Source organism: Neptuniibacter sp. QD57_21 (assembly GCF_047778075.1).
Taxonomy (GTDB): Bacteria; Pseudomonadota; Gammaproteobacteria; order Pseudomonadales; family Balneatricaceae; genus Neptuniibacter.
The window spans coordinates 732,614-754,080 of the sequence record NZ_CP180549.1 but is presented as its reverse complement, the minus strand read 5'-3'; the positions used below and the strand labels follow the sequence as shown (position 1 = coordinate 754,080).

Here is a 21,467-nt window from a genome sequence, read left to right as displayed (position 1 = left end):
TAGAAATTATTCCTCTGCAGTGGTCGGGGTTTCCGCCTCTGCATCAGTCTCCACCTGCTCTTCTTCGTCTGGTTCTTCGATACGAGCAACGCTGACTAAGCGTTCTTCATCGCTAACGCGAATCAGAGTTACACCTTGCGTATTTCGTCCAAGTTCTGAGATCTCATCCCCGCGCGTACGCACCAAGGTACCCTGATCACTGATCAGCATGACATCATCACCATCGAAGACTTGAACAGCACCCGCTAGGGCACCATTTCGATCAGAGCATTGCTGAGCAATAACACCCTGACCACCACGACCTTTCACAGGGAAATCATCAACAGCGGTTTTCTTACCATAACCATTTTCAGAAGCGGTCAAAATCTTACCGCCCTCTTGAGGAATGATTAACGAGATAACCTTAACGCCGTCATCCATCTTAACGCCACGTACACCACGTGCTGTACGACCCATTGGGCGTACATCTTCCTCACGGAAGCGCATAGATTTACCAGCACTTGTCATCAACATGACATCGTCTTCACCATTAGTGATTGCAGCACCGATTAGATGGTCATCATCTAACAAATCAAGAGCAATCAGACCGCTAGTACGCGGACGGGAGAAGTTAGTCAGTGCGGTCTTCTTAACCGTACCGGAAGCTGTCGCCATGAAGATAAACTTATCTTCTTCGTAGCTACCTACAGGCAAGATCGTGCTGATGCGCTCGCCTTCATCCAAAGGCAAGATATTAACAATCGGACGACCACGTGCTGTGCGACTCGCCACTGGAATTTCAAATACGCGTAACCAGTAAACTTTACCGCGGTCCGTGAAGCATAGAATCGTATCGTGGGTATTCGCAATCAGTAGATGCTCGATGAAATCTTCATCTTTAATCGCTGCTGCTGACTTACCTTTACCACCTCGACGCTGAGATTGGTAATCGGTCAACGGCTGAGTTTTCGCGTAGCCACCGTGAGATATAGTTACCACCATATCTTCTTCAGTGATCAGATCTGCAACTGTCAGATCTTTACGAGAAGCAGTAATTTCAGTACGGCGCTCATCACCATATTCTTCCAAAATCGCTTCAAGCTCTTCACGAATCACTTCCATTAAGCGTTCGTGTGAACCTAGAATTTTCAGAAGTTCAGCAATACGTTCTAACAGCTCTTTATATTCAGCAATCAGTTTTTCATGCTCAAGACCTGTTAGACGGTGCAAACGTAACTCTAGAATTGCTTGAGCCTGAACTGGAGAAAGATTGTACTTACCATCGCGTAAGCCATACTGTTCTTCCAGATCTTCAGGGCGACATGCATCTTCACCAGCACGCTCCAGCATCTGAATTACATCACCCGGCGCCCACGCTTCTGCGATCAAACGTTCTTTCGCTTCAGCTGGGGTTGGCGAAGTTTTAATCATTTCAATAACAGGATCTATGTTTGCAAGAGCAATCGCTAGACCTTCAAGAATATGACCACGTTCACGCGCCTTACGAAGCAAATAAACAGTACGACGAGTAACGACTTCGCGACGATGACGTATAAAGCATTCAAGCGCTGTTTTCAGATCAAGGATCTTTGGCTGACCATCAACCAAAGCGACCATATTGATACCAAAAACTGACTCCATCTGCGTCTGAGCAAACAGGTTGTTGATAACCACATCTGGCATTTCACCACGACGTAGTTCAATAACAATACGCATGCCGTCTTTGTCAGACTCATCACGAAGTTCGGTAATGCCTTCAATCTTCTTATCTTTAACAAGCTCAGCAATCTTTTCGATTAAGCGCGCTTTGTTAAGCTGATAAGGGATCTCAGTGATGATAAGTGAAGGCTTGCCGCTCTTTGCATCTTCTTCTACATGGTGCTTAGCACGCACATAGATACGACCACGACCAGTACGGTATGCCTGAAGGATTCCTGCACGGCCGTTAATAATACCGCCTGTTGGGAAATCAGGACCTGGAATAAACTCCATAAGGTCATCAACAGACAGGTCTGAATTTTCAATCAGCGCAATACAACCACGAACCACCTCAGACAGGTTATGCGGTGGAATATTCGTCGCCATACCAACCGCAATACCAGAAGAGCCATTTACCAATAGGTTTGGCACACGGTTAGGTAAAACCGCTGGAATTTTTTCTGTACCGTCATAGTTATCAACAAAATCGACGGTCTCTTTCTCAAGATCTGCCAACAGCTCATGGGCGATCTTATCCATGCGGATTTCGGTATAACGCATCGCAGCGGCGGAGTCACCGTCGATCGAACCAAAGTTACCCTGGCCATCTACCAGCGTATAACGCATGGAGAAATCCTGAGCCATTCGAACAATCGTGTCGTATACCGCACTATCACCATGCGGGTGGTATTTACCGATTACGTCACCTACCACACGGGCAGATTTTTTATATGCTTTGTTCCAGTCATTGCCCAATTCATTCATCGCAAACAACACGCGACGGTGAACTGGTTTAAGGCCATCGCGCGCATCTGGCAACGCACGGCCGACGATTACGCTCATTGCGTAATCAAGGTAAGACTGCTTCAGTTCATCTTCGATGTTAACTGGCAGGATTTCTCTGGCTAAATCACCCATTCCCTATCCTTGAATCACTCTCACAACGGAAGGTTTCCGCGGATATTTTTAACCGCGGGAGTATATCACATTTCCTACAAGGGAATCCTGAAAAAATAAGAGGTTATACAATTAAAGTTGGAGATGCGCGATCAACTGTTTTTCAATGCCTTAGCAATGGTAGAATGCCAACAAATACTTTAAAGCTAAAACATCATGACTCAGCCAGAAAACAGCACTCAAGCAAACGTTGATCCAGCAGAAATCGCAAAGTTTGAAGAACTTGCCAGCAAATGGTGGGATAAAAACAGCGAATTCAAACCACTCCACGACATCAACCCGTTACGCGTTGGTTATATAGATCGCATTGCGCATCTGGCCGAAAAGAAAGTATTAGACGTTGGCTGTGGTGGCGGAATTTTGTCCGAATCCATGGCTCAACGCGGTGCAACCGTAACAGGCATTGATATGGGCGCTGCTCCTCTAAAAGTTGCAAAACTACACGGTCTAGAAAGTGGCGTTAATGTCAGCTACAAACAGATCTCCGTTGAAGAGCTAGCAGCCGAGCAACCTGAATCCTTTGATGTTGTTACCTGCATGGAGATGCTGGAACATGTTCCCGATCCATCTTCAATCGTTCAAGCCTGTGCCAAACTTTGCAAACCGGGCGGCAAGGTCTTTTTCTCGACACTCAATCGCAATCCAAAGAGCTACCTTTTCGCGATCCTTGGCGCTGAGAAAGTACTGAAACTAGTTCCTGAAGGCACTCATGATTTCAAAAAGTTTATTCGCCCTTCTGAACTTGGCAACTGGATCCGTCAAAGCGGCCTAAAGAATATCGACATGTGCGGTATGACTTATAACCCACTGACGAAAACATACAGCCTTCACCCATCAGATGTCGATGTGAATTACATTATTGCTACGACTAAACCAGAGTAATCATGTCCGATAAACCAGCTTCAGTTTTATTCGATTTAGATGGCACGCTAATAGACACCGCACCGGACTTTCACTGGGTTGTTAACACCCTTTTAAAAGAAGAAGGTCGTGATGAAATAAGCTACGAATATCTTCGCGGTTACGTCTCTCATGGGGCCAGAGCTATGGTTGGGGCTGCTTTTAATCTAAAAGAAGGTGAAGCCGACTTTGACCGACTACACCAGCGAATGCTTAGCATTTATCTTGAACATCTTGATGTAGATAGCCAACTCTTTTTTGGTATGGCCGAATTTCTGAATTGGCTTGAAGAGCACGACATACCTTGGGGTGTTGTCACCAACAAACCAGAGCTCTACACCACACCAGTAATGCAAGGGTTACAACTGAGCGATTCAGCAAAAAGCGTCATTTGCCCAGACCACGTTAAAGAGAAGAAACCAAACCCAGAAGCACTTTTCTTAGCCTGCAAAGAGATCGATTGCTCCCCTGAAAGCAGCATCTACATTGGCGATCATATTAGGGATATCGAAGCAGGCAATCGCGCCGGTATGCTAACCATCGCAGCCGAGTACGGTTACATCGATGAAGGCGACGACCCTAAAAATTGGCAAGCCGATCACCAGATATCCAGTGCAACTGAGCTCAAGCCACTGCTACAATCTCTATACACCGCTTTACGTTAATGATTAGGAACAGATCACTATGTTTGAATACCAAGCCCCTGCAGACTTATTAAAGGATAGAGTTATTCTGGTGACTGGCGCTGGCTCAGGCATAGGCCGTACCGCTGCAATGACCTTTGCCGCTCACGGCGCAACCGTCATTCTTCTTGGCCGAACACTAGAAAAACTTGAAAACGTTTATGACGAGATTGAAGCCGCAGGTTATCCACAACCCGCGCTTGTTCCACTCAATCTAGAAAGCGCACAAGAACATGATTACATTGAGCTAACCAACACACTCGATCAAGAATTTGGCCGAATCGATGGCATTCTTCACAATGCCAGCATCTTAGGCGTGCGAACACCGATTGAAAGCTACGATCCTGTAATTTGGCAGCAAGTGATGCAAGTAAATTTAAATGCACCATTCATGCTAACCCAAACCCTCATGCCACTTTTACAACAGTCAAATGATGCATCGGTTGTTTTCACATCATCAAGCGTAGGACGTCAAAGCAAAGCATACTGGGGTGCTTATGCTGCATCTAAATTTGCGACTGAAGGCCTGATGCAGACACTAGCAGATGAGACCAGCGGCATTTGCAATATTCGCGCTAACTGCATCAACCCAGGTGCAACTAGAACACAAATGCGCTCCGATGCTTACCCAGCTGAGAACCCGCAATCAGTGACTGCACCAGAAGACATTATGCCGGTTTATCTGTATCTAATGGGTAAAGATAGCGTTAACGTAAACGGTCAATCGCTAAACGCTCAATGATTGAGTAGAAATGAAAGACAAAAAAAGCAGCTCTAAGCTGCTTTTTTATTGTCAAAATTTACGAAGTAACTAACTACCTTCTTGACGACGCGCCCTCTGCTTCTTGTAACGACGCTCGTACTTCTGCTTTTCATCAGCCGTCATTCTTGCGCCACGCTTCGGCTTAAGCTCAAGCATTTTAGACAGAGAATTAACTTCTTTACCGGTCATCTCTTTCCATGTGCCCGACTTAACATCACTTGGCAAGAAAATAGGCCCAAAGCGAACACGTTTTAGACGGTTAACTTGAATCTCTTGCGATTCCCACAAACGACGAACCTCTCGATTACGCCCTTCCATCACTACACAGTGGAACCACTTATTGGCACCTTCACCATCAAAGAACTGAACATCGGTAAAACGGGCCATGCCATCTTCTAACAGAACACCTTCTTTTAGGCGGGACAAAATGCCGTCATCAACGTTACCCAAGACACGAACTGCATATTCACGATCAATTTGAGCAGACGGATGCATCAATGCATTTGCTAGCTCACCATCAGTAGTGAACAGCAACAAACCGGATGTATTAATATCGAGTCGACCTATAGCAATCCAACGCCCCTCTTTTAAAGGCGGCAAATGCCTAAACACTGTAGGCCTACCTTCTGGGTCATGACGCGTACAGATTTCACCCACTGGCTTATTATAAATAAGCACTCTACGCTCAGCCTGTTTATCAAATATCAACTGCACGGGCTGGCCATCAACTTCAGCCGTATCACCTTCAGAGATTCGATCTCCTAAGGTAGCAATTGAGCCATTTACTGATACTCGACCTTCTTTAATCCAACGCTCCATCTCACGACGTGAGCCTATTCCGGAGCGCGCCAATACTTTATGTAACTTTTCGTCAGTCATACGACGCACCTACAAATATGCTAATTAAGACAAAAGGCATTAATCAAACTTGATACCTTTAAACAAAAAAGCCCTTTCATAAAAGAAAGGGCTTCTATAAAACCGTACTCTTATTTTAAATGAGACAGTCTTCTTTAGTAAATCCTTTATCGAAATAAGCCTGAAAAGCCAACGGGGTACGGCCACGACCAGACCACTCGTGAACTTCACCGTTATCATCTTCAATACGGTATTTAGGCTGCACCTTTTTCTTAGGTGTGCTTGCGGCTTCGCCAATCAATCCCATTAGATCATTTAGATCTACACCTGCGTCCTGCATACTTTGGCGAATAGCTTCAATTTTTGCTGCTTTTTCCTGCTCTGCTGCCTCTAACGCTTCTTCTTCAGCACGCCTATCTTCAGCAATCACAGTTAAATCAGAAATCACTTTTTCTAGTTCAGAAACAGATAATTCCTGGCATTGTTTGCGCAATGAATTTTTACGCAGTAGAACTTTAAGAAAATCAGACATTTCAAAACCACCAAAATAAAAGTAAGTAAGCAATTATCTTTATAGTCGATAAATAATCAAGGAAAAATATTTTTTAAAATCAATTAAAAAATAAATTAACTAAAATCACTTATATCTCCCGCACCTTGCCTAATTATTTCGGGTGCATCTTCAACTAAGTTAATTACGCTGGTCGCCTCCATGCCACAGTAGCCGCCATCAATTACAAGATCCACCTGATGCTGTAATAACTCACGCATTTCATAGGGATCCATCAGTGGCATATCTTCTCCAGGCATAATTAATGAAGTACTCATTATAGGCTCACCCAGCGCTTCCGTTAACGCTAAAGCAATTGCATTATCTGGAATTCTAATCCCTATCGTTCTTCTTTTTGGATGCAATAAACGCCTAGGCACTTCCGAAGTCGCCTTTAAAATAAAGGTAAAAGCACCTGGGGTGTGAGATTTTAATAATCGATAACAGGTATTATCCACTTTAGCATAGGTACTAATTTCACTTAAATCTCGACACACCAAAGTAAAATTATGCTTATCACTTAATTGTCGAATTCGCTTAATACGCTCTAAAGCTGTCTTATCACCAAGATGACAGCCTAATGCATAGGCGCAATCAGTAGGATAGATAACCACGCCACCTTTATTAATGATTTCGACCGCCTGAGATATCAATCGCGCCTGCGGATTATCTGGGTGTATCTGAAAAAACTGACTCACTATCACACGCCTTACATAAAATTATTCTTATACAATCTATTATTTATTAAATAAGCAAAAGCAACAAACATTTAATTCAATAATCGCTCAAGAACATGCTGTCCCTCAAATTTTATCGGAGGGTATTTACCTAAATCAGTCCACCCTTGAGAAGGCGCATGAAAATCACTACCTGCAGAGAGCAATAAATTATTTTCCTTTGCAATTCTGAGCAGATGATAATGATGATCTGGTGTAACCCCAGGGTAAGAAACCTCTATTGCTTCGCCACCACAACCAACAAAGTCAGCAATAACTAAACGCAGTTTAGTAAAAGTCATCTTATACTTTGTTGGATGCGCCAAAACTGCAATACCTCCAGCAGCTTTGATCACACCCACCGTTTCAGAAAGCTCTGGCCATGCCATTTTGACATCACCTTTTTTGCCAATGCCTAAATATTTTTTGAAAGCCTGCTGCTCATTTGCAACCGCACCTTGTTCCCGTAAAGCTCGCGCAAAATGGGGGCGACCAATACTTCCCTGCCCTGCAAATTGTTTTGCTTGCTCAAATACATCAGGCAAGCCCATGGAAATTAATTGCTGAGCTATTTTTTTTGACCGTTCTATTCGAAGATCAGACAAATTAGCAAGATACGATTTTAAATCATCAGATTCTAAATTAACCCCCAACCCTACAATATGAATCACCCTACCATTCCAAAGGCAGGTTAATTCAGCACCTGTAATAATCTTAATTTCTGCAGGGTTTTCAGCCTGTAAAACTTTAACTCCAGCCACCGTGTCATGGTCCGTTAAAGCCAGCACCTCAATATTATTGTTTTTTGCCAACTCTAGTAATTCTATAGGGGACAAGGCACCGTCTGACGCAGTAGAATGGCAATGTAAATCGTAGTGTGGTAATCCCATATTTCTCACTCTATCTATAAAGAGCTATAACGTTCTTTGTATTTTACCTTAAACGGACTAATTTCAACGACTATGAAGCTGTTACTCGATTTTTTACCCATTATTATCTTTTTCATCGTCTATAAGGCAACAAACGACATCATTTTAGCCACCGCAATCCTTATACCAGCCACGCTGCTACAAATGCTGTACACATGGATCAAAACGCACACAATTGAAAAGATGCAGCTAGTCACACTAGTTTTAGTTGTTCTTTTAGGTGGAGCAACGGTTGCCTTCCAAGATAAAACCTTTATCCAGTGGAAACCCACTGTTGTTAACTGGTTATTTGGCTTAGCCTTTTTAGGCAGCCAATTTATCGGTCAAAAAACGATTGTTGAACGCCTTATGGGGAGTAACATATCCCTCCCAGCATTCGCGTGGAAAAACCTTAATATTGCCTGGGTTATATTTTTCGTGCTGATGGGCATCATTAATCTATTTGTCGCCTACAGTTTTAGCGAAGAGATCTGGGTTAACTTTAAATTATTCGGCATGCTTGGTCTCACCCTTGTCTTTATTATTGCTCAAGGCTTCTACCTATCACGCCATATTGAAAATACCGAAAACAACGACCAGTAGCAGGAGACCTTATGTTTTACGCTATTATTTCCGAAGATGTTGAGAACAGCCTAGAAAAAAGACTGGCAGCCCGCCCAGACCATCTAGCGAGACTAACTCAACTTAACGAAGAAGGCCGCTTACTTATAGCAGGTCCTCATCCTGCCATTGATAGTGAAAACCCAGGCGAAGCCGGCTTTAGTGGCAGTTTAGTTGTTGCAGAGTTCAATTCACTGGAAGAAGCGCAAGCTTGGGCAGACAAAGACCCTTATATAGAAGCAGGCGTATATGCCAAAGTGGTAGTAAAACCCTATAAAAAAGTATTACCATAACAACAGAATATAGAGAAAATCTGCAACTAAAGTGCACAGTTTGCATTCAAAAATAGATAACTATCCATATCAGCCAGTCAAAATAACGGCTTTTATCCGACAATAGTCAAAAGATAGTACAAAATATTGGAATGTTTATACTATGTTCAGCTTAGAAGAGTTGTAATAAGCAGATTATTTCTTACAATTCTAAGATACAGAACCCCAATCGTATTTAAGGACAGCAAAATGAAAAAATTCGCAATCGCTTCAGGCCTAGTTATGGCTATGGGCCTAGCTACTGGCGCACAAGCACACCCAGAAAACTCTGGCTACTGGGACGAAACTACTAGCACAGTCTGGAAAACTGGTACTGGCGGATGCTGGCGTCATGGCTTCTGGGAAGAAGGCAATGCTATTGAAGGTTGTGAAGGCTACAAAGCACCTGCTGCTCCAGCTCCAGCTCCAGCTGCAGCACCAGAACCAATGGCTACTGTTGAAAAGCACATCGTATACTTCGACTTCGACAGCTCTAACGCTGGCGATGTAAGCGATATTTCTAGCTACATCAACTCCCTTAAGACTGTAACTAGCGTAAACCTAGTTGGTCACGCTGACCGCATCGGTGCGAGCGCATACAACGACGCTCTATCTATGAAGCGTGTAAACGCAGTTTCTGAAGCTCTACAAGCTGGCGGCGTAAACGGCTCTGTAATCAGCACTGGTTACATGGGTGAAAACGCTCCTGCTAAATCTTGCGATGGCCAGCGCGGCGCGAACCTAATCGACTGCCTACGTGCAAACCGTCGTGTAGAAGTTGAGATTTCTGGTACTAAGTAATTTCTTACTACCTTATAAAAAGGCGCTCATTGAGCGCCTTTTTTTTCGCAAGCTTTGCAGCTTTCCTGAAAAACAAAAACAAAAAAGGCAGCCGTAGCTGCCTTTTTATCAAATGTAGGAATTTAACCTACCCAAACTCGTGCGTTGCGGAACATGCGCATCCACGCACCATCCTCAGACCATTCATCTGGCGCCCAACTGTTAGTTACTGTACGGAAAACACGCTCAGGGTGCGGCATCATAATAGTCACACGACCGTCAGTAGTTGTAACACCTGTAATGCCTTCTGGTGAACCATTCGGGTTAGCAGGGTAAATCTCTGTAGGCTGACCATAGTTATCCACATAACGCAGAGCCACTGTATCAGATGACTTAAGTCCCGCTAGGTGCGCTTCATCTTTGAATTCTGCACGACCTTCGCCGTGTGCTACTGCGATTGGCATACGAGAACCCGCCATACCCTGCAAGAACACAGACTTAGAATCTTGAACTTCTACCATAGCAACACGTGCTTCAAACTGCTCTGAAACGTTACGTACGAAGTGTGGCCACAAGTCAGAACCAGGAATCAATTCATGTAAGTTAGACAGCATCTGACAACCGTTACAGATACCTAATGCAAACGTATCTTCGCGGTTAAAGAACTGCTGGAATTGATCACGTGCACGCGCGTTAAATAGGATCGATTTAGCCCAACCTTCACCTGCACCCAACACATCACCATAAGAGAAGCCACCACAAGCAACCAGACCTTTAAACTGATCAAGCTCAACGCGACCATAAAGAATATCACTCATATGGACATCAACAGCTGCAAAACCAGCACGGTCAAACGCCGCACCCATTTCAATCTGACCGTTTACACCCTGCTCACGAACGATAGCCATCTGAGGACGTGTACCCGTCTGAATAAATGGCGCAGCAACATCTTCATTCTGATCAAACGTAAGCTCAGTATTCAGACCCGGATCTTGTTTATCAAGAATACGATCAAACTCTTGCTGTGCACATTCAGAGTTATCACGCAGAGATTGAATCTGATAAGAAGTCTCAGCCCACCAGCGTTGTAGCTGTACACGGGACTCAGAATAGATCTCTTCCTCATCGAAGTGGAAACGAATCTCATCATCCAAGTTAGTAGAACCTAGAACCTGAGCAATATCTCCAAGACCTGCGGCATTTAGCTCAGTAAGAACCGCTTCTAAGCTATCACGCTTAACCTGAATAACAGCACCTAGCTCTTCAGCAAACAATGCTGCGGCCAACTCACTCTCTTCACCAGCAAGCATATCTAGATTTAGATCTACGCCGGTTTTACCAGCAAAGGCCATCTCAGCGATCGCCGCAAATAGACCGCCATCAGCACGGTCATGGTATGCAAGGATTTGACCTTGCTCGTTCAGCTCTTGAATCGCGGCAAAGAACGCTACAAGTTGCTCTGGCTGATCAACATCAGGAACATCTTGACCGACTTCGTTATAAACCTGAGCTAATGCAGAAAGACCAATACGGTTTTTACCATTACCTAGATCCAAAAGAATCAGGTCAGTCTCACCTTGATCAGTGCGTAGCTGAGGCGTCAATGTTTTACGTGCATCTGTTACAGGGGCAAAGCCTGTAATAATCAAAGACATCGGCGCAGTTACAGATTTTTGTTCGCCTTCATCTTCCCACACGGTACGCATAGACATGGAGTCTTTGCCTACAGGGATAGTGATACCCAGCTGCGGACACAACTCCATACCTACAGCTTTTACAGTGTCATATAATTTTTCATCTTCACCTGGGTGGCCAGCAGCACACATCCAGTTTGCAGACAGCTTGATATCTTTAATGTCGCCGATACGAGCAGACGCGATATTAGTAACAGTCTCACCAATCGCCATACGACCAGACGCAGGAGAGTCAACCAAAGCAAGCGGTGTGCGCTCACCCATGGCCATTGCTTCACCAGTATATGTATCGTAAGCAGCAGTCGTTACCGCACAGTTAGCCACAGGAACCTGCCATGGACCAACCATTTGATCACGCGCTACTTGACCAGTAATCGAACGGTCACCGATAGTGATCAAGAAAGACTTAGAAGCTACCGCAGGCAGCTTCATTACACGCTCAGCCGCATCTTTAAGATCGATAGAGCTCGTATCGAAAGACGGTACTTCGTATGCTTTACGCTCTACAGAACGGTGCATTTTTGGCGGCTTACCAAACAACACGCTCATTGGTAGATCAACTGGCTTATTCTCGAAGTGAGTATCACCTAGCGTTAGGTGCATCTCTTCAATCGCCTCACCTACAACAGCGTATGGGCAACGCTCACGTTCACAGATCGCTTCGAAGCGAGCCATATCCGCTGGAGCCACCGCCATAACATAACGCTCTTGTGCTTCGTTACACCAGATAGCCAACGGCGACATACCTGGTTCATCGTTATTTACATTACGTAGCTCAAAATTAGCACCACGATTACCATCGCCTACCAACTCAGGGAAAGCATTGGAAAGACCACCTGCACCAACGTCATGAATAAATGCGATCGGGTTTTCATCACCCAACTGCCAGCACTGGTCGATAACTTCTTGGCAACGACGCTCTAGCTCAGGGTTATCACGCTGTACAGAGGCGAAATCAAGATCAGCAGTGGAAGAACCCGATGTCATAGAAGATGCAGCACCACCACCTAGACCAATCTGCATTGCAGGGCCACCAAGACAGATTAGCTTAGCACCTACAGGGATTTCACCCTTTTCAACGTGCTCATCACGAATGTTACCTAAACCACCCGCAATCATGATTGGTTTGTGGTAACCACGAACCTCTTCACCCGCAGCACCGTTTACTTTCTGTTCGAAAGTACGGAAGTAACCTGTTAGCGCAGGGCGACCAAATTCGTTGTTAAATGCAGCACCGCCAATTGGGCCTTCGATCATGATATCCAGAGGCGTGACAATACGCTCTGGCTTACCGTATTTAGATTCCCATGGCTGTTCGAAGCCAGGAATATTTAGATCAGACACTGTGAAACCAGTAAGACCAGCTTTCGGCTTAGAACCTTTACCAGTCGCACCTTCATCACGAATTTCACCACCTGAACCCGTCGCTGCACCCGAGTGTGGTGCAATTGCAGTTGGGTGGTTATGAGTTTCAACTTTCATCAGAATCTGAATATCTTCCTGATTGTAGCTGTACTCTTTGCTATCCGGTTTCGGGAAGAATCGACCCGCTTTAGAACCAACCATTACCGCAGCGTTATCTTTATACGCCGACAGTACGTTCTCGCCACCCATTTCATTGGTGTTACGAATCATGGCAAACAGCGATTTCTCCTGCGCTTCGCCATCGATATCCCATGAAGCGTTAAAGATCTTGTGACGACAGTGTTCAGAGTTCGCCTGAGCAAACATCATCAATTCAACATCTGTCGGGTTACGATCTAGCTCGATAAAGCTTTCAACTAGGTAATCTATCTCATCTTCAGCCAACGCTAGACCAAGATCCGTATTCGCTGCAACCAACGCTTCACGACCACCACCCAAAATATCTACAGTCGTCAGAGGCTTCGGCTCTTCTTCTAAGAAAAGCGAAGACGCGTCATCTATACTTGGCAATACAGCTTCAACCATACGATCGAACAATGCGGCCTGAACAGCTTCTACTTCAGCATCAGTCAGATCCTTAGATGCTTGAACGTAATATGCAATACCACGCTCTAGGCGTTTGATCGCTGACAAACCACAGTTGTGAGCGATATCAGTTGCCTTCGATGACCAAGGCGATATAGTGCCTGGACGAGGAACAACTAAGAACAGCTGACCCGCTGGCTCCTGAGCTTCAGCTTTAGGTCCGTAACGTAAAATACGTTCCAATACTTTTTGCTCATCGTCCGATAAAGCTTGTGACAAATCGGAAAAATGCATAAATTCAGCATATAGACCTGTTACAGCAGGAACTGAAGACTGAATAACGGTAAGTAACTTTTCATGACGAAAAGCAGAAAGAGCAGGTGCTCCGCGCAGTGCCAGCATCTCTAATAGAGCCTCTTGATAGCTGCCAATATAAAGCAGTAGTTACAGGAGAAATATAAGTAGTGAATTTTACCGAAACAGCCAGTTGGATACCAGAAAAGCAGCACAATGTTTGATATTAGACGCAAAAAAGATGCAGCATACGCTCTGCTGATTTTTCTTTTGTTCTGTATTCCAGGCTTATTGAGCTGGAATAGCAAAACTCAGCTAGGTGCAATTATTGAATCTGGCGAGATAAAGCTCGTTACACGAAACTCACCTAATACTTACTTTATTGAAAAAGGTAAGCCTGCAGGCTTTGAATACGATCTAGCCAAAGCTTACGCAGAGCATTTAGGCGTCGAATTAGAACTGGTACTTCCCGACGATTTCAGCTCTATTTTTACAACAATGAGCGCACGTGATGGTCATATTGCGGGCTCCATGCTTACGATTACCGAAGAACGCCAAGAAAGGTTTGAGTTTACCCAACCCTACCTAAAAACCACGACAACGCTGATATACCGTCAAACCAAAGGCAAGAAAGCACCCAAAGACATTTCCGATCTACTTAAACCCGGTAAAAAATTAGTCGTTTTAGCCAACAGCAGCCATGCAGAACTTTTACAAAGCCTAAAAGCTCAATATCCAGAACTAACCTGGGACGAAACTAGTACCTATTCTTCTACCGAGTTGATGGAACAAGTACAAAACAAAGAGATCGACTACACCGTCGTTGATGCTGTTACCTTCGATAGCCAAAAAACCTTTTTCCCGGGCCTTAAAAAAGGATTTGATCTCGACAAACCACAACCTCTAGCCTGGATGCTATCACCCCATCACGACCAAACATTGCGCGATTCCATTAATCGCTTTCTTGCCCTTGAAAGCACCCAAACTCTGATCGAATCACTAAAAGAAAAATATTTTAATCGCAGCAATCCACTTAATTTCTACGACACCACGACCTTCAAGAAGGATATGCAAACGCGCTTTCCGAAGATTGAACAATATTTCCTTATGGCCGAACAGGAAACCGGGATAGACTGGCAGCTATTAGCATCCATTGCCTACCAAGAGTCTCACTGGGATCCAAAAGCAGTCTCCCCTACAGGCGTTAAAGGAATCATGATGCTAACCAACGCTGCAGCTAAAGAAGTTAATGTCACCGACCGGACAGATCCCATGCAAAGTATTATAGGCGGGGCTCATTACCTTGTAATCGTAAAGAAGAAGATTCCAGATCGTATTCCTGATCCAGACCACTTGTGGTTCGCACTCGCAGGTTACAACGTAGGGTATGGTCATTTAGAGGATGCGCGTGTATTGACCTCAAGAGCAGGCCTAAACCCTGATAAGTGGGATGATGTAAAAAAACACCTTCCGCTACTTACTCAAGAAAGACATTACAGTACTGTCCGTTACGGTTATGCACGCGGGTACGAACCTGTGCACTATGTCAGTAATATTCGAAAATACATGAAGCTACTTAGCTGGGAGATGCAAGTTATCCAAACCAAGCGACAAGACGAAGAAGCAGACCTAAACCCAGACCATGAAAGCTGGGATAAAGGACAAGTAGTCGAGGATCTTCTACCCGCCCTTTAGTAGGTTTTGCTTTTTAGCTAATTTTTCGGCCTTGATTTCGGCACGACGACGCTTGAAGAACGCACTAATTTTTTCGCTGCAACGCTCAGCTAATACGCCAGCCTCAACCTCTACGCGATAATTCATCCAAGCCTGATCAAGCAGTTGACCATTACTCTGAACAGCTCCAGCTTTAGCTTCAACCGCCCCAAAAACAACACGACGAATACGAGAATGAACAATCGCCCCAGTGCACATAGTACAAGGTTCAATCGTTACATAGAGATCCGCACCGACCAGCCTGTAGTTACCGACATTAGCCGCCGCATCCCTCAGCGCTAGTATCTCAGCATGTGCAGTTGGATCATGACCACTGATCGGCTGATTCCAGCCCCTACCAATTATCTCACCATTCAAAACAACGATAGCACCAACTGGCACTTCGTTAATTTCTTCGGCTCGATCCGCCAGTAGCAAAGCCTCTTCCATCCAGCGCTCATCTATCTCTCGCTGATCCATTCACCTTTCTCCAAACACTAAAAAGCCTGCACAAAAGCAGGCTTTTTATCATAACAATTCAGCTTAAAGAATACTTATTCCCACTCAATTGTTGCAGGCGGCTTAGAGCTCACATCGTAAGTCACACGAGATACTTTAGGGATCTCATTGATAATACGGCTAGATACAGTTTCTAGCAGCTCATATGGTAGGTGAGCCCAACGCGCTGTCATAAAGTCGATTGTCTCTACCGCACGAATAGCAATAACGTATTCGTAACGACGACCATCACCTACAACACCTACAGATTTAACCGGTAGGAATACCGCAAATGCCTGACTTGTCTTGTGGTACCAATCAGCTTTATGCAGCTCCTCAATGAAGATCGCATCCGCTTCACGCAAGATATCTGCATATTCTTTCTTAACTTCACCCAGAATACGCACGCCTAAACCAGGGCCTGGGAACGGGTGACGGTAAACCATATCGTATGGAAGACCCAGCTCAAGACCAAGCTTACGCACTTCGTCCTTAAACAGCTCACGTAGCGGCTCAACTAGCTCAAACTGCATATCTTCAGGCAGACCACCCACATTGTGGTGAGACTTAATAACATGTGCCTTACCTGTCTTCGCAGCAGCAGACTCAATTACGTCTGGATAGATCGTACCCTGCGCTAGGAAGTTAACGTCAGTTAGCTTAGTCGCTTCATCATCAAATACTTCAATAAAAGTATTACCGATAATCTTACGCTTCTTCTCAGGGTCGTTTTCACCTTCCAAACGACCTAGGAATAAATCTTCCGCATCAGAACGAATGACTTTTACGCCCATGTTCTTAGCAAACATGTCCATTACTTGATCGCCTTCCTGCTTACGCAGAAGACCGTTATCAACAAACACACAGGTCAGCTGATCGCCAATAGCCTTATGAAGCAATGCCGCTACAACAGAAGAATCAACACCACCGGATAGACCTAGAAGAACCTTCTGATCACCTACCTGTGCGCGTACTTTTTCAATCTGATCAGCAATGATGTTTGCAGAGTTCCATAACGCTTCTGTACCACAAATCTCAACAACAAAGCGCTCAAGAATACGACCGCCCTGTTTAGTGTGAGTCACCTCAGGGTGGAACTGGACACCAAAGAACTGTTTCTCAGGATTGCACATTGCAGCAATCGGAGCAGACTCAGTCGATGCAATTACTGCAAAGCCTTCTGGCAGCGTAGTAACTTTATCGCCATGACTCATCCATACATCTAGAGATAGAGCACCGTTGTTTGCAACGTGATCTTCAATACCCTCAAGCAGTCGGCTTGGGCTACTTTCCAAACGAACCTGAGCATAACCAAATTCACGCTTATCGGATGTAGAAACTTCACCGCCCATCTGAGCAGCCATAGTCTGCATGCCGTAGCAGATACCCAACACAGGCACATCTAGGTTAAATACAACCTCTGGTGCACGAGGTGAATCACCTTCAGTAACAGACTCTGGTCCACCTGCAAGGATGATACCTTTAGGTGCAAACTCACGGATATCGTCTTCAGACATATCCCAAGCGTGAATTTCACAGTAAACACCGATTTCACGTACACGACGTGCAATTAACTGCGTGTACTGAGAACCAAAATCTAGAATCAGAATTCGTTGAGCGTGAATATCTTTGGTCATAACTTTCAATCTCTTCACTTTGCGACATTAGCGTCGCCGCAAAAAAAAAAGGGGGCGGATTCTATCCACCCCTCTTTTCAGAGTTTATTTACTTAGCTTACGCGGTAGTTTGGCGCTTCTTTAGTGATGCTCACATCGTGAACATGACTTTCGCTCATACCCGCGTTAGTGATACGTACAAACTGTGGAACTGTACGCATAGTTTGAATATCGCCACTACCGGTGTAGCCCATCGCTGCACGCAAGCCACCTACTAACTGGTGAACTACGCCGCCCATTGGACCTTTACAAGGTACACGACCCTCAATACCTTCTGGCACCAACTTCTCAACGCCTTTAGAAGCATCTTGGAAGTAACGGTCAGAAGAACCTGAAGATTGACCCATAGCACCTAGAGAACCCATGCCGCGGTAAGACTTGAATGCTCGACCTTGGAATAGTTCAACTTCACCTGGCGCTTCATCAGTACCCGCTAGCATAGAACCAACCATGATCGCAGATGCACCCGCAACAATGGCTTTAGCTAGGTCACCAGAGAAACGTACACCACCATCAGCGATGACAGGAACACCACGTTCAGCCATAGCAGTAGCAACATTAGCTACAGCACTGATCTGAGGCACGCCAACACCTGCAACGATACGTGTAGTACAGATAGAACCAGGGCCGATACCAACTTTAACACCATCAGCACCTGCATCAGCTAGCGCAATTGCCGCTTCAGCAGTAGCAATGTTACCGCCAATCACTTGGACCTGTGGGTAAGTCTGTTTAACCCAAGCAACGCGATCAATAACACCTTTAGAGTGGCCGTGTGCAGTATCAACAATAACTACGTCAACGCCAGCTTCTACAAGTGCGGTTACACGATCAGGTGTTTCAGGGCCAGTACCTACTGCAGCACCAACGATCAAACGACCTTTAGCATCTTTAGCAGCATTAGGATGAGACTGAGCCTTATTCATATCCTTAACTGTCATCATGCCTTGTAGTTTGAAGGCATCATCAACAACTAGGATTTTTTCAATACGGTGCTTACGAAGCAGATTGCGAACTTCATCAGGGTCCACACCCTCTTTCACTGTTACCAAACGCTCTTTTGGCGTCATGATAGAAGCAACAGTCGCATCCAGCTTACGTTCAAAACGGAAATCACGGTCAGTCACAATACCAACCAGATCGTCGCCATCAACTACAGGGAAGCCGGAGAAACCAACTTCAGTAGACAGCTGACGTAGTTCACCTACAGTCATAGTAGAGCTGCAAGTTACAGGGTCACTTACAACACCTGCTTCATATTTTTTAACGCGACGAACTTCAGCAGCTTGCTGCTCAATTGTCAGGTTCTTATGGATGATCCCGATACCGCCTTCCTGCGCCATAGCTATAGCCAGACCGGATTCAGTCACGGTATCCATAGCAGCAGAGACCAAAGGAATATTCAGCTGAATACCTTTAGTCAGTTGAGTTTTCAGTGAAACGTCCTTTGGCAGTACTTCAGAGTAGCCCGGAACCAGCAACACATCGTCAAAAGTGAGTGCTTCCTCAGCAATTCGCAACATTCTTTGCCAGCCTGTGTAGTAAGTAAAATTTAAACGGGAAATTATACAGAAATTAGCCTTTTGTCTCAATCTAAAACTTGTAAATTACAGGGTAATTACGGCCTAGTTTTCATTTTTTTTGCTTTCGGATGCAGTAACTCGATTAGATCGTTTAATATGAGGGCCATGCAGAACTCAAATAGCTTTAAATCTGGCACTCAATCCCATGCGCTCAGTGTCTCCGAACTAAATAGACAAGCACGCACTTTGCTTGAACGATCATTTCTTACCATTCAAGTAGAAGGCGAGATCTCTAACTTTGTTCGCCCTAGTTCTGGCCATTGGTATTTCACTCTTAAAGATGACAAAGCCCAAGTACGCTGCGCCATGTTTAAGAACCGCAACCAAGTGTTAAGCAAGCAACCCAAACAAGGGGACAAAGTTATTGTCCGTGCTAAAGTTAGCTTGTATGAAGGCCGCGGCGACTATCAATTAATCTGCGACTTTCTAGAACCCGCTGGCAGCGGCCAACTTCAAGTTGCTTTTGAAGAGTTGAAGAACAAACTCTTGAAAGAGGGTTTATTTGACAGCAAACAAAAACAAGCGCTTCCGGAACACCCCAATCATATTGGCATCGTTACCTCACCTACAGGTGCGGCAGTACACGATATTTTAACGGTACTAAAAAGACGCTTCCCTGGCTTGCCCGTCACTATTTATCCGACAGCCGTACAAGGCGAAGATGCCCCGCAACAAATCTGCAAAGCGATAATTTTGGCTGAAGCGCACCAAGTTTGTGACGTTCTCGTCGTGGGGCGCGGCGGAGGCTCACTTGAAGATCTGCAAGCTTTCAACAACGAACAAGTTGCTCGCACCTTATTTGACTGTGAAATACCCACTATCAGCGCAGTAGGACATGAAGTTGATGTGGTCATTACAGACTTTATAGCCGATATCCGCGCAGCTACCCCCTCCGCTGCTGCAGAATTAGTCAGCCCAGACCAACAAGAGCTACAACTACGCTTAAATCAGCTCAGCCTTCGACTTAAGCGCCAACAGAAGCAACAGCTTTTTACCGCCAAGCAGCAACTTTCGAATTTACAGAGTCGATTACGTCATCCTGGCCAGATTTTAAAAGAACAAGCTCAACGCTTGGATCATGTAGAGCTAAAACTGAACAATCAAATCAGACGCATCCTCGCGCAAAAGCAGATCAAATATCAGCAATTGGAAGGGCGTTTAAAGGCTCAGTCACCTGAACAGCTGTTGCTACGCAGGGAAGAACAGCTTCACTCGCTGCATCAACGCCTTAAGCAGGCATGCCAATCAAGTTTAAAAAGTCAGCAATTAAAACTTTCTTCGCTGGCGAGCCAGTTACAAACTGTTAGCCCACTTGCTACGCTAGAGCGAGGCTACTCCATCACCAAAGATAGTGACAAAAAAGTTATTCAATCAGCCTCTGATGTTGTCAGCGGACAAAAAATAGAAGTTCACTTACACAAAGGACAACTTCACTGCAGCGTAGATGAAGTCATAACGGAACATTAATATGATCAGAAAAGCATTCACCAAATCACTTCTACTCTTTACAGGCTTATGCGCTTTCAGCATCAATGCACAAGCTCTAGAACTTCCAACCGAAAGCCGTGTACCTGGCGGCGTTGCCATTTTACCGCTTGAAGGCCTTACATCAGCTATCGCGCCATCCGCTTGGTATAAGGGAAATCGCGTTATGGTGTTACCATCAACAGATACTGCATACGCGGATACTAGCAAATGGATCGCTGTTGCAGGCATCCCATTAAGCGCCAAACCAGACAAGAAACAACACTTAAAAGCTGACGGAACCTCGTATTACTTTCAGGTTGAGGACAAAGAATACAAAGCTCAGTATCTAACCATCAAAAACAAACGTCACGTAGAACCTGATCCTGAAGATGTAAAACGCTGGCGCCGCGAAAAAGCTAAAATGGTCGCAGCTTACAAACATTGGAGTGAACCTGAGCAATTACCGACTCGGTTTGTTATTCCGGCTAAAGGTCCTTATAGCAGCCCATTTGGCTTAAAACGTTTTTATAACAAGCAGCCTCGCAACCCTCACAGCGGATTAGATATTGCGGCACCTAAAGGCACACCAATTACCGCGCCATCTGCAGGCACCGTTGTAGACACTGGACACTACTTCTTTAATGGCAAAACAGTCATTGTTGATCATGGTTACGGCATGACAACGATGTACTGCCATATGAGTAAAATTGATGTAAAAATCGGGGACGTACTCCAAACAGGTGACAAGCTTGGGGAGATAGGATCAACAGGCCGCTCCACGGGACCACATCTTCATTGGGGTGTAAGCTTGAATAACACACGCGTCGACCCCATATTGTTTTTAAGCAAATAATTTTCTATAGCGAGC

General features: G+C 45.0%; 18 protein-coding genes. 9 read left to right on the top strand and 9 right to left on the bottom strand.

The genetic code is table 11. The features are described 5' to 3' along the window. Positions 1 to 6 precede the first annotated feature (6 nt). Entirely contained in the window at positions 7 to 2,595 is a 2,589-nt protein-coding gene (gene gyrA, locus ACMXYS_RS03235; RefSeq protein WP_415883566.1) for a DNA gyrase subunit A, read from the bottom strand. 195 nt (positions 2,596 to 2,790) lie between these two features. Between gyrA and ubiG the strand changes: the two genes are divergently transcribed. From ubiG to ACMXYS_RS03220, 3 genes are read left to right on the top strand one after another with little or no spacing between them, the layout of a single operon-like run. Then, positions 2,791 to 3,516 carry a bifunctional 2-polyprenyl-6-hydroxyphenol methylase/3-demethylubiquinol 3-O-methyltransferase UbiG gene (ubiG, locus tag ACMXYS_RS03230; protein ID WP_415897556.1) on the top strand — a complete coding sequence of 242 codons (726 nt, stop codon included), beginning with the start codon at positions 2,791 to 2,793 and terminating at the stop codon, positions 3,514 to 3,516. A 2-nt stretch (positions 3,517 to 3,518) separates the two neighbouring features. Further along, on the top strand, positions 3,519 to 4,199 hold the full coding sequence (locus ACMXYS_RS03225) for an HAD family hydrolase (RefSeq protein WP_415883564.1): 681 nt from the start codon (positions 3,519 to 3,521) through the stop codon (positions 4,197 to 4,199). 19 nt (positions 4,200 to 4,218) lie between these two features. Next, the gene (locus ACMXYS_RS03220) at positions 4,219 to 4,959 is read left to right on the top strand and encodes a YciK family oxidoreductase (RefSeq protein WP_415883563.1); all 741 of its coding nucleotides are present in this window, start codon (positions 4,219 to 4,221) and stop codon (positions 4,957 to 4,959) included. Between the two features lie 69 nt (positions 4,960 to 5,028). On the opposite strand, the gene rluB is transcribed toward ACMXYS_RS03220, so the two are convergent. The 4 genes from rluB to ACMXYS_RS03200 form a co-directional block, all read right to left on the bottom strand. Continuing rightward, positions 5,029 to 5,859 (bottom strand): 23S rRNA pseudouridine(2605) synthase RluB, encoded by an 831-nt coding sequence (rluB, locus tag ACMXYS_RS03215; RefSeq protein WP_415897555.1) that lies wholly within the window; start codon positions 5,857 to 5,859, stop codon positions 5,029 to 5,031. Between the two features lie 115 nt (positions 5,860 to 5,974). Beyond that, positions 5,975 to 6,370 (bottom strand): H-NS family nucleoid-associated regulatory protein, encoded by a 396-nt coding sequence (locus ACMXYS_RS03210; RefSeq protein WP_415883561.1) that lies wholly within the window; start codon positions 6,368 to 6,370, stop codon positions 5,975 to 5,977. A gap of 95 nt (positions 6,371 to 6,465) precedes the next feature. Next, complete coding sequence (locus ACMXYS_RS03205) at positions 6,466 to 7,086, bottom strand: L-threonylcarbamoyladenylate synthase (RefSeq protein WP_415883560.1); 621 nt, start codon at positions 7,084 to 7,086, stop codon at positions 6,466 to 6,468. 71 nt (positions 7,087 to 7,157) lie between these two features. Beyond that, the gene (locus tag ACMXYS_RS03200; protein WP_415897554.1) at positions 7,158 to 7,994 is read right to left on the bottom strand and encodes a PHP domain-containing protein; all 837 of its coding nucleotides are present in this window, start codon (positions 7,992 to 7,994) and stop codon (positions 7,158 to 7,160) included. A 72-nt stretch (positions 7,995 to 8,066) separates the two neighbouring features. Between ACMXYS_RS03200 and ACMXYS_RS03195 the strand changes: the two genes are divergently transcribed. From ACMXYS_RS03195 to ACMXYS_RS03185, 3 genes are all read left to right on the top strand, one after another. Next, on the top strand, positions 8,067 to 8,615 hold the full coding sequence (locus tag ACMXYS_RS03195) for a septation protein A (protein ID WP_415883558.1): 549 nt from the start codon (positions 8,067 to 8,069) through the stop codon (positions 8,613 to 8,615). An 11-nt stretch (positions 8,616 to 8,626) separates the two neighbouring features. Next, positions 8,627 to 8,926, top strand: coding sequence for a YciI family protein (locus tag ACMXYS_RS03190; RefSeq protein ID WP_415897553.1), 300 nt, complete (start codon positions 8,627 to 8,629; stop codon positions 8,924 to 8,926). Between the two features lie 228 nt (positions 8,927 to 9,154). Further along, the gene (locus ACMXYS_RS03185) at positions 9,155 to 9,745 is read left to right on the top strand and encodes an OmpA family protein (protein ID WP_415883556.1); all 591 of its coding nucleotides are present in this window, start codon (positions 9,155 to 9,157) and stop codon (positions 9,743 to 9,745) included. A 122-nt stretch (positions 9,746 to 9,867) separates the two neighbouring features. Here the strand turns inward: ACMXYS_RS03185 and purL are convergent, their stop codons facing one another. After that, the gene (gene purL, locus ACMXYS_RS03180; protein ID WP_415897552.1) at positions 9,868 to 13,770 is read right to left on the bottom strand and encodes a phosphoribosylformylglycinamidine synthase; all 3,903 of its coding nucleotides are present in this window, start codon (positions 13,768 to 13,770) and stop codon (positions 9,868 to 9,870) included. A 108-nt stretch (positions 13,771 to 13,878) separates the two neighbouring features. Between purL and mltF the strand changes: the two genes are divergently transcribed. Then, entirely contained in the window at positions 13,879 to 15,357 is a 1,479-nt protein-coding gene (gene mltF / locus ACMXYS_RS03175) for a membrane-bound lytic murein transglycosylase MltF (RefSeq protein WP_415883554.1), read from the top strand. Here the strand turns inward: mltF and tadA are convergent. The 3 genes from tadA to guaB all read right to left on the bottom strand — a co-directional run bounded on the left by tadA (position 15,343) and on the right by guaB (position 19,072). After that, the gene (tadA, locus tag ACMXYS_RS03170) at positions 15,343 to 15,855 is read right to left on the bottom strand and encodes a tRNA adenosine(34) deaminase TadA (protein ID WP_415883553.1); all 513 of its coding nucleotides are present in this window, start codon (positions 15,853 to 15,855) and stop codon (positions 15,343 to 15,345) included. The two genes, mltF and tadA, sit on opposite strands and share 15 nt — an antisense overlap. Positions 15,856 to 15,929: 74 nt before the next feature. Continuing rightward, the gene (gene guaA / locus ACMXYS_RS03165) at positions 15,930 to 17,510 is read right to left on the bottom strand and encodes a glutamine-hydrolyzing GMP synthase (protein ID WP_415883552.1); all 1,581 of its coding nucleotides are present in this window, start codon (positions 17,508 to 17,510) and stop codon (positions 15,930 to 15,932) included. Positions 17,511 to 17,602: 92 nt separating this feature from the next. After that, a complete protein-coding gene (gene guaB / locus ACMXYS_RS03160; protein WP_415883551.1) occupies positions 17,603 to 19,072 on the bottom strand; it encodes an IMP dehydrogenase in 1,470 nt (489 codons plus the stop codon). A gap of 165 nt (positions 19,073 to 19,237) precedes the next feature. Here guaB and xseA point away from each other — a divergent pair, with 165 nt between their 5' ends. Then, positions 19,238 to 20,599 (top strand): exodeoxyribonuclease VII large subunit, encoded by a 1,362-nt coding sequence (gene xseA, locus ACMXYS_RS03155; RefSeq protein ID WP_415883550.1) that lies wholly within the window; start codon positions 19,238 to 19,240, stop codon positions 20,597 to 20,599. Between the two features lies 1 nt (position 20,600). Continuing rightward, positions 20,601 to 21,452, top strand: coding sequence for a peptidoglycan DD-metalloendopeptidase family protein (locus tag ACMXYS_RS03150; RefSeq protein ID WP_415897551.1), 852 nt, complete (start codon positions 20,601 to 20,603; stop codon positions 21,450 to 21,452). Positions 21,453 to 21,467 lie beyond the last annotated feature (15 nt).